This is a genomic window from Desemzia sp. FAM 23990 (assembly GCF_045528485.1).
In the GTDB taxonomy this organism is placed as follows: domain Bacteria; phylum Bacillota; class Bacilli; order Lactobacillales; family Carnobacteriaceae; genus Desemzia.
Window position 1 is genome coordinate 1 of record NZ_JBGQQW010000015.1, and the last position, 12,617, is coordinate 12,617.

At 30.8% G+C, this 12,617-nt stretch carries 11 protein-coding genes; all 11 read right to left on the reverse strand.

Annotated elements, in window-relative coordinates:
* Positions 1–536: 536 nt before the first annotated feature.
* A complete protein-coding gene (locus ACEN4I_RS07290; protein WP_407127664.1) occupies positions 537–1,757 on the reverse strand; it encodes an O-antigen ligase family protein in 1,221 nt (406 codons plus the stop codon).
* Between the two features lie 282 nt (positions 1,758–2,039).
* Positions 2,040–3,257 (reverse strand): polysaccharide pyruvyl transferase family protein, encoded by a 1,218-nt coding sequence (locus ACEN4I_RS07295; RefSeq protein WP_407127666.1) that lies wholly within the window; start codon positions 3,255–3,257, stop codon positions 2,040–2,042.
* A 2-nt stretch (positions 3,258–3,259) separates the two neighbouring features.
* Entirely contained in the window at positions 3,260–4,342 is a 1,083-nt protein-coding gene (locus ACEN4I_RS07300; protein WP_407127668.1) for a glycosyltransferase, read from the reverse strand.
* Positions 4,343–4,358: 16 nt separating this feature from the next.
* Complete coding sequence (locus tag ACEN4I_RS07305; RefSeq protein WP_407127670.1) at positions 4,359–5,516, reverse strand: glycosyltransferase; 1,158 nt, start codon at positions 5,514–5,516, stop codon at positions 4,359–4,361.
* A gap of 29 nt (positions 5,517–5,545) precedes the next feature.
* A complete protein-coding gene (locus ACEN4I_RS07310) occupies positions 5,546–6,547 on the reverse strand; it encodes a glycosyltransferase (RefSeq protein WP_407127672.1) in 1,002 nt (333 codons plus the stop codon).
* A 3-nt stretch (positions 6,548–6,550) separates the two neighbouring features.
* Positions 6,551–7,675 (reverse strand): non-hydrolyzing UDP-N-acetylglucosamine 2-epimerase, encoded by a 1,125-nt coding sequence (gene wecB, locus ACEN4I_RS07315; RefSeq protein WP_407127674.1) that lies wholly within the window; start codon positions 7,673–7,675, stop codon positions 6,551–6,553.
* A 1-nt stretch (position 7,676) separates the two neighbouring features.
* Positions 7,677–8,789: an NAD-dependent epimerase/dehydratase family protein gene (locus ACEN4I_RS07320; RefSeq protein WP_407127676.1), complete on the reverse strand. Its 1,113-nt coding sequence runs from the start codon at positions 8,787–8,789 to the stop codon at positions 7,677–7,679.
* Positions 8,764–9,810: a polysaccharide biosynthesis protein gene (locus ACEN4I_RS07325; RefSeq protein WP_407127678.1), complete on the reverse strand. Its 1,047-nt coding sequence runs from the start codon at positions 9,808–9,810 to the stop codon at positions 8,764–8,766. The genes ACEN4I_RS07320 and ACEN4I_RS07325 overlap by 26 nt, the downstream gene beginning before the upstream one ends.
* Entirely contained in the window at positions 9,803–11,044 is a 1,242-nt protein-coding gene (locus ACEN4I_RS07330; RefSeq protein ID WP_407127680.1) for a glycosyltransferase family 4 protein, read from the reverse strand. The genes ACEN4I_RS07325 and ACEN4I_RS07330 overlap by 8 nt, the downstream gene beginning before the upstream one ends.
* Before the next feature lies 1 nt (position 11,045).
* Positions 11,046–11,924 (reverse strand): NAD-dependent epimerase/dehydratase family protein, encoded by an 879-nt coding sequence (locus ACEN4I_RS07335; protein ID WP_407127682.1) that lies wholly within the window; start codon positions 11,922–11,924, stop codon positions 11,046–11,048.
* Positions 11,917–12,540, reverse strand: coding sequence for a sugar transferase (locus ACEN4I_RS07340; protein ID WP_407127684.1), 624 nt, complete (start codon positions 12,538–12,540; stop codon positions 11,917–11,919). Before ACEN4I_RS07340 ends, ACEN4I_RS07335 begins: the two co-directional genes overlap by 8 nt.
* Between the last annotated feature and the right edge of the window lie 77 nt (positions 12,541–12,617).

The window sequence follows — 12,617 nt, forward strand, 5'->3', positions numbered from 1 at the left end:
CTCATTTCAGTAAAAGTGCAAGGTTTTGTTTAACATCCTATAAAAACCCTTGCATCTATTATATCAATCATTAGTTGTAAAAGGCAGCAGAATAAGCATAGTTTATTATTCAGTAGACATTAATTAAAACACTGTATTGATCTATAATAAAATAATACTTGATTTCAGATGTCACTTGTGCGTCATCTGAAATCAAGTTTTTTATAGAATTATTATTAAGTAAACGCTACATTCTTTTAATAGAGGATGTTATTCTTATTGAAATATTCCTTGTTTTTTTATATTCTTTAAAGTAACTAAGAAGTGTATAACTTTTTTTGCTTAGAAAAGTAACACACTATAAAACACTGGACATAAGTTCGCAATTTAAAAACAACAATTTTCCAATGAAGACAACACCCTGTCATTAAACATTATTAGAGTTAAACTGGTACACATCATCCATAATCGTTCTTACGATTTATTGATTAGAAATACAGTTTTAGGATTCAACGACATTTTTTAGATATCTAACTTACAATCAACATGACATTTAATTAGTTTTTCGACTCATTAAGTTTATATTTGTGGCCTGACATTAATAACATTACAATCGAACAAAAGAACAACGGCTCTACAAGGTAATTACTTCCCGTGAAGAGCTTAATAAATGTAAGTACCAACACATACAAAGACATTTCCGAATGGAACGTAACTTCGTACTTCTTATAATTCAATAATGATTTAAAAATTATTAATATAAAGATTATTAATAGCATAATCCCACCTTCAATTAATAAATCTAAAAAAATATTATGAGAAAAATATGCTGTTGGGTGAATCATATAAACCGATCCTATTCCATGGCCTAGTATAGGTCTCTCAAAAAATAATTTAAGAGAATCCTGATAAATAGGTAATCTACTAGAAGTGTTTGACCAATTTATTAATGGACCAGTGTTCCCTAAATTTATAAAGCCTACAGCCCTCTCCAATCCAGCACTTACTAATTCGAATTTGCTGTTTCTTGAGAGAAGTGAAAAGAATATAAAAATGACTACAATCAAAAAACTACTTAAGATAAATTTCGAAATTTTAATTCTGAAATTTATAAAATTTCTAAAAATAAATATCACTACAATCATTATAGCGCTTATTATTCCAGATCTTCCAGCGGATAAAAATAAAGTAGCGAAAGATAGTAATAATATTAATAAAACAAAGAAAAGTGTACGACTTAGTGTTTTAGTTTTAATTTTATTTTCAATCAATACTATTCCAAATAAAATGTTAATTGCACTAACAAAAGTAAAATCGTTATAGTTTATGCCTCCATAATTAATTGTAGCCCAATGAAATGTAGTCGTAATATTTCTTATAATAAAAAGTAGCAAAGAAAAACCGGTGAAAAAGTATAAAATTTTAATTTTTTGAAGGTGCCAGTTTTTTGATTTTTCTAATAATATAGGAACTATGAAAACAGAAGGAATTGTTCTTAAAATAAATGTCGAATAATTAACTAAGGCTACATAACTAAGCTTATTATATTTACTAATAGTTAAGCCAATAAAAATTGAAATAAGAAGAGTTGTAAAAATAATAAGAATAAACTTAGTGGATGTATTTCTTTTTAGAACAAATTTGGCAAACATAATTGTAACTAGAACAGACAGGACTAATAGCAGCGTCCTATAGACAGTACTAGAGTAAGGTAAATCAAAAACATTATTAAAAGATGGGTATAAAAATTCAAGAAATAAGAATACATAATATATCATAGGAACACCCTTAATTTTTTTTACATAAGTCTTGCAATACAATTCCTATACAGTAATTGTAAAACCAAACTATTTCAGAGATAAACAGCTTAAGCGAATGCATTACTTTTAAAATAAATAATCATAAAATTTTGTTTAAAACATAAGAAAATTAAGTTTTTTTAGATAAAAAATATTAAATTTCTATGTAATTATAACTACTTAACTAACTTAAAATATATCAGATTAAAGAGTTTGAGTCTTATTGTTTCGAAGTTCTTTCTTTAAACATTATATCTAAATTTATTGCTTACTATTAATTAAAGTACGAATAATCTCAGAATTAATATCTAATTCTTTTTCTAACTCTTTTTTTGTGTGGGCATTTTTTTCTTTGATTAAATCATAGTTTACTATTAGTTTATTTATTAATTCAAAAGACATATTAATATTTTTCAAAAAATGCTCCATTGACAACACATAATTATCTAATTCCACAATCTTTGAAAATTCCCGAACTTTAGTTTGCCAATTTATTCCAATAAATGGAATATTCTGGGAAAAAGCTATAATTAAAGTATGCATTCTGGTACCCAATAAAAAATCAATTCTATTATATACTTCTCTGAGTGTTAATAAACTAACTTCATTGTAAAAACTAATTTTACCAGGTAAATTTGCTTCTTTATTTAATAATTTTTGTAGGTCTTTTAAAGCAATTAAGTCAGCAGTTTCTGAACAAAATAAATCTACACTGAATCCTGAGTTAATTAATTGACGGGTTATATGCGCTAATTGATTTAAATACTGACTATAATCACTTTCCGAATACTCACTCAATCTTATATCCATAACTGAAATCCCAAACACATCATTAATAACATTAGTCTGATTATTCTCTAAAAACAATACAGGATCAATGGTTTGAAATACTTTTTTCGTATCTTTATTTAAGTCCTTAATTGCTTCAAAAGATTTTTTATCTCTCACCGTAATGTAATCTACAGACTTTAGAACGTTAATTGTTTTATCTCTTTGTTTAAGAGTCATAAATGGTCCTATCCCTACACCAATCATGAATATAGGTATGTTCGTTTTTTTAACAATATCAAAAATAATTTTATAATAAAACGCGGAGTCAGAATGTTTTTCTAAATCATATATGGCATTACCTCCACCTATAATTAATAAATCTATATTTTGAAGTTTCTTTTCAAATTCTAATAAATTTGGATTATTCATTGCTCTTCTTTTATTAATTTGATTACGCAAAGTTGCTATATATTTATTTTTTCTAAAGTACTTTTTATAAATTTCTTTTATGACTGACGGTTTCCCGCTATTACTATTTGATTTTTTCTCTGTGTCAAATGCTTCTTCAAAGCTATTATAGTAATTTAAACTGTTATCAAAACGTAAAAGATTGTCTGAGAATGAGTTTAATAATTCTTCAAACTCTCTAACTATTAATTGATCACCTAAATTATTGCTTCCATATCTACTAATAAAAGCTATTCTCATGTTTATTCACCTATTATGACTTTCCACTTTTTTATAACGTTATGATATTCGAAATCTTTCAAAGTCAGATTCGATTTATTCGAAAAAGAAACTCTAAGTTCTCTATCACTCATTAGTTTGTATATCGAGTCAGCTAATTTTTTTACGTTTTCTCTTTCAACCAAAATTCCATTAGTGCCATCACTTATTAATTGCTTTGGTCCATAAGGAGCATTAAATGATACAACAGGAAGTCTAGATTTCATGGCTTCGATAATAACAAGCCCAAATGATTCAAATCTAGAAGGAACCACTAAAAATGAATATTGATTATACAATTTATAAATTTCTTTGTTTTCTCCTTTCAAAAAAACCTTCTTTTCTAAGTTATATTTAATTATTTGTTCCTTCAAACCTCTATATTCTGCTCCAGTTCCATACATATCAAGTGTCCAATTATTAAATAAAGTTTTACTATTTAATTCATTTATTGCTTCAATCAATAAATCAGGACCTTTTTCTCTACTTAGTCTCCCTACAAAACAGATTTTTTTAGAATTCTTGTTATAATTATGTGAAATAATTCTAGGATCTAATGGATTAGGTATTAACTCTAGCTGACAATTTGAATTTAAAAAATAACCATTATATTCTTCATAATTTTTTTTAGTTAGAACGACTAAAACATCTGCATACTTCTTACTGATTAACAACCCAAGGTTTGATAACCCAAATCTACTAAAATTTTGTCTACCAGTATGATCTACTACAATAATCTTCTTGCTATCTAAGATTTTTTTGCTAACAAAAGGAACTAACCCTAAACTTTCTATTATTAAAACATCAAATTCTACTTTAGAGAGTATCATATTAGTTTCACGATATACTTTTATAAAATTTTTTTTTAAATCATTATTTTTAGTTAAGTTCCCTTTGATAATCTGACTGTTTTCTCCAAACTCATAAAAAGTTTTTTTATCTTTAAATAAAGAAACAATTGATATTTTTTTATTTTTTTCATTTAGTCCCTTTGATACTAAAGAAACTGATCTTTGGATGCCCCCAGAGCTCGAAACCGATGACATTAAAAAGCATACACGTTTCATGATATTCTCCTTTCAGCTACAGCTCTATACTTTTTTCCGCAATATTGGAGTACATAAAGACATTCTTTTTTTTACTGTTTGCGCTATTTTTCATCTGAAGATAAGTATTTTTATTATTAATAACTTCATTTATCGTTCGTTTTAATTCACTTATTGTATCCTCATACAAAAAGAGACAATTTCCACCAAGGTCAATATGAGTGGTCCCATCCCACCATTTTACAACTATAGGTATTCCTTGCCCAACGACTTGTTCCCATAATACAGAGTGTCTTCCAGGAAACACTACTAAATCAGCTGCAGCAAAGTATTTATAACTTTCTTCCGATTCTATCCATCCAATATATTGGATTTTTTTCTCCTCTATTAATTCATTAACTTCCGCTTGTAATTCTGGTATCACCGATCCAAAGACTATCAGTTTTACTCTTTCATCTGGTAAATCTTTTATTGCCTGCATAAGCATTAATGTCTGCTTTTTAGCATTATCAATTTTTCCGCCTGTCATTATTAAAAAATCATTTTCCTCTATACCATATTTATTTCTGATACCTCTTCTAATTTCTGGTTTATTTGCTTCTTCAACTTCCTCATCATCAGCACCCATAACTAATAATTCAACTTTTTCTTTTGGAATCTTATATACATCGATTAAAAAGCTTACTCTTGCAGGGAGGACACCAAAAAACTTTGTTGTGTATGGTTCAATCAAATGAGCACATCTCTTCCATACAATCTTATGTAAGAAGTTTTTTGATAATAAGTTTCGAGCGCTATTGGAAAAATCTGCATGATTATCAACAAACACTTTTGTACTTGGATTTGCCTTTAGATATTCAACAATCGTCTTTATATCTAAAAATTGAACGCCGTGGACAAAAATAATATCAGGTACTTCTTCTTTGAGTGCCGCAAGTAAACCAATATATTTTTTAAATCTAAAGTGAATGGGTTTATCTTTAGATGTTTTTAGTCTAATTGTCTTTATATCGTTTTCATTGTTATATATTTCTCTAGTGTCAGTAGTTATATTTCCTTTTGAATTGTATATAAATTTTGATGTTATCATTACAACATCATTTCCATTTTTTTTATGATATTTAGGTAATAGGTTATCTTGGTATGTCCAGTTATCTGTCACTGGGCCACATAATGCGATATGCACTATCTTCACAATTTAAAGCCTCTCTTTCATTTAAACTTTTAAATTACATTCATCTTTAAACTATTTTGCATTTTTAAAGATAAATCTGTTTCGTCAAACGGATCAAAAAACTCCACTCGATTATACCCATCTAGGACTTCATGAGAAAATGCACAATCTGATGCAAGAATTGGTGTATTATGTCTCCTAGCTTCTAATAATGGCAATCCAAAAGTTTCAATATATGAAGGAAATACAAGTGTAGATTTCGAATAGTATTCATACACCTCATTAATATTGAGTGAACCTACGAATTGTATAGGAAAGTTATTGTGTTTTGAAATCTCGTATAACTTTTTTATCTCTTCATTTTCATTACCTTCTAGGGTAAAAATGATATTATAATTGTTTATTCCTTCATGCATTAATTTTTTGCAGGCCCCTACTATAATCCTATGGTTTTTATAATCCATTCCACTAGCAGGATAAAAAAATAACTTGCTATCTTTTTCTTCCATAGAGTATATTTTTTTTACTGTAAGATTTAATTTTGGATGCTTCACTATGAATTTTTCTTTTTTAACACCTGTTTTTTTGATTGCTGCGTCCCTAATCCATTTAGTTTGCACAATTACTTTATCTGCTTGTTTTATTGACTTAAAAATCAATTTGCCAATAACATTTTGATAAACCCAAAATTTGAAGTTTTCATTTAATTTGTATCTTTTCTCTGCAAAAGGCAAAGATTGATGTAAGTATAGCGTTTGCTTTACTTTAATACGCGGTACAACTACATTTTGCAAGGATAAAACCTCATCAACATTATACTTCCGTGCTAATTTAGAGGCTACAAATCGATCAAAAAATAATCTGTGAAACCAACTCTTCTTAATCCACGGGTATCTTAGGACTTTTACGTTTCCATACTCCTTTAACTGCGGAGTACTGATAACAAAAAACCACTCATTATTTATATCTTTGAGTGCAGTATCATAATATTGATTTAATACTGTTAGCGCCCCACCACTCTCTGCTGGAACATCAAAAACCATTATCTTCATGCTTTATTTCTCCCAGACAACTCTATTTATATAATTTGTATATGATAATATAATACGGAGAACTTTTTCAGCTACATTAGGCATACTATAATCCTCTACCATTCTCAGTGTACCCTGTTCCTGAAACTCTAAAACATTAAGCCCTTGAAGTATTCTCTCCTTACTCAAGCCAACCAATATCACGGATGCTTCTTCCATCGCTTCAGGACGCTCATGTGCTTCTCGAATATTCAAAGCTTTAAATCCTAAAATAGAGGATTCTTCACTGATAGTTCCACTATCACTTAATACGGCTCTAGCGTGTAGTTGTAAATGATTATAATCATTAAATCCTAAAGGCTTCATTAACTGAACTTTTTTATTAAAAGTTATACCTTTTTCTTCAATCATTTTTCTTGTACGTGGATGGGTACTTACGATAACTGGCAATTCATACTTTTCAGCAATAGCATTTAAGCTCTCCACTAAACCATTAAAGTTCTTCTCTGAATTGATATTCTCATCGCGATGAGCAGAAATAACGAAATATTGTCCTTGTTCAAGTTTAAGTCGTTCTAAGACGTTGGATTTTTTTATATCTTCTTTGCGTGATTGTAATACTTCATACATTGGACTTCCTGTTTTAATAATTCTATCTGCGGGAAGTCCTTCGGCTAACAAGTATTCACGTGCAATACTGCTATAAGTTAGATTAATATCCGACACATGATCAACGATTTTTCGGTTTGTTTCCTCAGGTACTCTTTGATCAAAACACCGATTCCCAGCCTCCATATGAAAAATAGGAATATGTCGTTTTTTAGCAGCAATTGCACATAGACAACTATTAGTATCTCCTAAAACTAAGAAAGCCTCAGGTCTTACTTCTTCTAAAACAGGATCAATTTTCATTAGAATATTACCAATCGTTTCCATTGCTGTTCCTGTTGCTGCATTTAAAAAATAATCCGGCTTTCTTAAATGGAAGTCCTCAAAGAATACTTCATTTAGCTCATAGTCGTAATTTTGTCCTGTGTGCACTAAGATATGTTCAATTGCTTCTGATTCTTCTAATTTGTTAATAACCGCAGATAATCTTATAATTTCGGGTCTTGTACCTACTACAGTCATTACTTTTAGTTTTTTCATTTTAAACCTCCGCATAATAAGTATCAGGATTACCTTGGTCAAATAATTCATTTGCCCACATTACTGTTACTAAGTCCGTTTCTCCAGTATTAACAATAGAATGTGTATATCCTGTTGGTATGTCTACAACTTCAAGTTTTTCTCCACTGACGTTGTATTCAATGATTTCACTTGTGTCTAATTTTCTAAATCGAATTTGACCTTGTCCACTCACAACTAGAAATTTTTCATTTTTAGTATGATGCCAATGGTTACCTTTAGTAATCCCTGGTTTAGATACATTAATTGAGACTTGTCCTCTATCAGATGTTTTTAAAAACTCTGTAAATGAACCACGTTGATCCACATTCATTTTTAAATCATAAGAAAACTCATCTTCCGGTATGAAACTTAGATAAGTACTATAGAGTTTTTTGGTTAATTCATCTCCCATGTTAGGAACCATTAAATTCGTGCGGCTCTCTTTAAAACTCTTAATTGTTTCAGCAAGTCTATCTAGAGTAATTTGATATTCTTTAGATACTTTATAATATTTCCCGTCATTTGTCTGTTTTGGACTATTTAGAATTGATATGAACTCTTTTATGGCATCATCGATATAGCAAAGAGTTAATTGAGCATCTGGATTATTGACTTGTATCTCTAGGTTTCTAGCAATGTTATGACAATAAGTTGCTACTACCGTATTATAATTAGGCTTACTCCATTTTCCGAAGACATTGGCCAAACGATAAACATAGACTTGTGCCTCAGTTTCTTTTCCATAATTAAACACAAGTTCTTCACCAGCAAGTTTGCTTTCTCCATACGGGTTATCTTTTTCAGCCTGTATAGAAGACGTCATTAAAACAGGAGAAGTATTATTATTTTTTTTCAAAGAATCAAGTAATTGAGAAGTAAGATTTGCGTTACCTTCCATAAACTCTTCTTCTTTTTCAGGTCTATTTATTCCAGCAAGGTGGAATACAAAGTCGCATTTTTTTGTATAACTATCTAAAAGGCCCGGTTCTGTATCTCTATTAAAGTGCAGAATGTCTCTGTAACCTAAATTAGTTAATTCAGCTACTAGGTTTTTCCCAATAAACCCTTTAGATCCCGTTACTAATATTTTCACTATGAACCCTCCAATTAGCCAATTCTTCTTGGATATAGTCTAATTTCATTAATTTCTCAACTAATTCATCTACTGTAAGTTGGTGAGTGTTATCTGAGTTGTATTCATCAATATGTACAGCTTCTTTGTTTCCTTCTTCAAAGAACTTACCATAATTCAAGTCTCTTTTATCTGAAGGTACTCGGTAAAACCCACCCATATCAATAGCATGTGCTGCTTCTTCTTTTGTTAATAATGATTCATACATCTTTTCTCCATGTCTCATTCCAATAACTTCCACAGGTACATTAGTATTGAAAATCTTTTGTAGTGCCGCTACTAAGGTATCGATGGTGCTAGCAGGTGCTTTTTGAACCATGATATCCCCTTGCTCTGCATTTTGAAAGGCGAAAATAACTAAATCAACAGCTTCTTCTAAACTCATCATAAAGCGAGTCATACTGCCTTCAGTAACTGTAAGAGGCTGACCTGTTTTTAACTGTTCCACAAATAATGGTATTACGCTTCCTCGTGAAGCCATAACGTTTCCATATCTTGTACCACATATCAGGGTTTGATCTGCATCAACATTCCGAGATTTAGCCACAAAAACTTTTTCCATCATAGCTTTAGATGTTCCCATAGCGTTAATTGGATATGCAGCCTTGTCAGTTGATAGACAAATAACTTTCTTCACTCCAGCTTCGATTGCTGCATTCAGAACATTGTCTGTTCCAATCACATTTGTTTTCACAGCTTCCATTGGGAAAAACTCACATGACGGAACTTGTTTTAATGCTGCGGAGTGAAACACATAATCCACATTGTACATTGCATTTCTCACACTATTTATATCTCTTACATCACCGATAAAGTACTTGATTTTGGGACTGTTGTATTTTTTTCTCATGTCATCTTGTTTTTTTTCATCTCTTGAAAAAATACGAATTTCTTTAATATCACTATCTAGAAACCCCTTTAAAACAGCATTCCCAAAAGAACCTGTTCCACCTGTTATTAGTAAAGTTTTATTTTCAAACATTATAAATTCCCTCCGATTCTTCGCAATTCTCAAAGTGTATTTCCATCTGATCCATCAACACTTTTTTGTTAAAATGAGAATCAGAATATTTTTTAGCATTTTTTCCTAATTCCCTAACTTCATTTTTTGGCTTGGTTAGCATAATTAAAATTGCTTCAGCAAGTTTCTCTTCATCCCCTGGCGGTGCGGTTAAGCCAGCGTTTGCTTCTTCTATAACATTACTGGTTTCTCCCCCAGCAGAAGCAACAATTGAAATACCACAGGCCATATAAGATTGTAATTTTGCTGGAATAGTCATCTTAAATAATGGACTATCTGTTAAACAAATAAACGCCGCATCATTCTTTGCCATGAATTCTGGTATTTTTTCTGCCGGTTGTTTGTCTATGAAGTTAAACATATTGCTTACATCGTACTTGTCCACAGTGTTAATAAGAGTATTTTTATATCGGCCTTCTCCAATAATATTGAATCGGACTTGCTTCTCATTCATTCTACTTTTTAAAATTTTAGCTGTTCGGGGTAATATGTCTAATCCTTGAGCATTTCCTATATTCCCAGCAAAGACAATATTAAAAATATCATCTGCTGTTTCATCAGTACCCGTTTTTTTTAATGGTTGATAAAACTCTTCTGCGTATTGAGGCCAGTATTCAATTTTTTCAATAGGCACTTGCCGTTCATTAATGGATTTCTTAAAACTCTGTGAAGTAGTAAAAATTTTTGTACAATTTTTATAGATATAATCCACCATTTTCCCAATTACACCAATAATAGCCTTATTTTTTATACCTGTAATAATTTCTACATTCTCAGGCCACAGGTCTTGAACGTATAGAAAGCAAGAAATCTTGTTCTTTTTAGCATACCAAACACCTGGTAAAGCTTGTGTCATAGGTGAGACCTCAAAGATAAAGACTTGATCTGCTTTTACTTTGGTAAAAACTTTCCAAAAGAAACCAGAGACTACAAAAGAGAGGTAGTTCAAGATTAACATTATTGAGTTATTTCCTCTTGGTACAATAGGTAAACGAATAATGTCTATTCCCTTATAGTTTTCTCTAGTCTTTTTAAGAACCCCATATCCCTCGTAAAACTTACCTTTAGGATAATTCGGTATACCAGTAACCACTGTTACCTTGTACCCACGATTAACCCATTCTTCACACATATCGTTAATTCTAAATTGCTCAGGAAAGAAATACTGTGAAATAACTAATATATGTTTTTTCATTTTATTTCCCTCCTGCATTCTCTGTAATCCTTATAGATTCTTCCAAATTGTTTATCGTATAAGTTCTTTTGTATTTTGATAACTCTTTATCATACAATAAATTTCCAAACACTTTATTAACTACCGGAAGATTGCTTCCAAGTTTATTTAATAATGGATTAAATAATTTAGTGAGTTGTATTTTTTTCCCATTTACTTTTGCAATAAGTTTAACCATTTCAGCAGTTTTAACATACTCTTTATTTTGAGGGAAAAAGATTCCTTTTTCTTGGTCATCAATTATTAATCGAATCAGTTCTGTTAAATTATCGATATGTAACATACTACGTTGATTGTCAATGTCTGGAAAAATTGGCGATATTTTAGCAAACTTAGCCAAAATAGGATAATTTCCCTTTGAATCTTTCCCATAAATCATTGGTGGACGTATAACAGCGATGTTGAAGTCCTCTGATTGTAAAGGTAGTATTCCATTTTCTGCTAAGAGTTTGCTGTTCCCATAAAAATTAACCGGGTCAGGTGTAGTTTCTTTTGTAATGACTTTAGTCTCGCCAATTCTACTGCTTCCTCCATACACAATCATACTGCTCATAAAAATAAATTGTTGGACGCCTTCTGCTTTAGCCTTCGTTGCAATATCAATCGTTAAATTAGTATTCACTTTATAATACAGCTCTTCTTGATCTTTTTTTGTATCTTGATGTGCTATACCCGCAACATGAACTACCACGTCAAAAACTGAAAAATCAATTTCTTTCCACTTGCCGTCACGAACCGATTCTTTTACTACAGTGTATTTTTCAGGTTCTTTGTTTAGCCAGTCTGCTAATTGATTGCCAACATAACTATTTTTACCAGTGATTAGTATTTTTTTAGTCATGCTTGTACACCTCTTTTTGGGTTAAGTTTCCTGTACCGCCTTCAACAACACCATCGTTTTTTACTACACTGATAACGGTTCCTACAAAACACTTCACATCAAAGAGAAAACTCATTTTCTGTACATATTCTCCATCCAAGAAAGCCTTCTTCTCAATAGGTAACTCGTCTCTACCGTTGATTTGTGCCCAGCCTGTCAGTCCTGGATAAACATTATTGGCATTATATTTGTCCCTTTCAGCAATCAAATCATATTGATTCCATAAAGCAGGGCGAGGACCAATAATACTCATGTCCCCTTTAATGATGTTTAAAATCTGAGGAAGTTCGTCCAATGACGTTTTCCGTAGAAACTTCCCTACTCGAGTAATCCACTGATCAGGGTTTACCAATAGATGGGTTGGAGTATCTTTCGGAGTATCTATCCGCATTGTACGAAATTTCAAGATATAAAAGTGTTTCTTATGTAAACCAACTCTTTTTTGTCTGAACAGTATAGGTCCTTTAGAGTCCAATTTTATAGCGATGATCAATAACAGAAAAACAGGCGATAATACAATCAGCCCTAAAACAGATAACAGAATGTCTAAGACTCTTTTCACTTTTCTATACTCCACTCTATTGTCTCCTCCTTTAATCCTCTTAAAAATAAAAAGCTTCAATCCTTTACTTTGCTGGATTAAAGCTTTTTATT

Bases quoted from the DNA above. Each gene is read 5' to 3' on its own strand.
- ACEN4I_RS07290 (WP_407127664.1), bottom strand. From the start codon at position 1,757: ATGATATATTATGTATTCTTATTTCTTGAATTTTTATACCCATCTTTT.
- ACEN4I_RS07295 (WP_407127666.1), bottom strand. From the start codon at position 3,257: ATGAGAATAGCTTTTATTAGTAGATATGGAAGCAATAATTTAGGTGAT.
- ACEN4I_RS07300 (WP_407127668.1), bottom strand. From the start codon at position 4,342: ATGAAACGTGTATGCTTTTTAATGTCATCGGTTTCGAGCTCTGGGGGC.
- ACEN4I_RS07310 (WP_407127672.1), bottom strand. From the start codon at position 6,547: ATGAAGATAATGGTTTTTGATGTTCCAGCAGAGAGTGGTGGGGCGCTA.
- wecB (WP_407127674.1), bottom strand. From the start codon at position 7,675: ATGAAAAAACTAAAAGTAATGACTGTAGTAGGTACAAGACCCGAAATT.
- ACEN4I_RS07325 (WP_407127678.1), bottom strand. From the start codon at position 9,810: ATGTTTGAAAATAAAACTTTACTAATAACAGGTGGAACAGGTTCTTTT.
- ACEN4I_RS07330 (WP_407127680.1), bottom strand. From the start codon at position 11,044: ATGAAAAAACATATATTAGTTATTTCACAGTATTTCTTTCCTGAGCAA.
- ACEN4I_RS07335 (WP_407127682.1), bottom strand. From the start codon at position 11,924: ATGACTAAAAAAATACTAATCACTGGTAAAAATAGTTATGTTGGCAAT.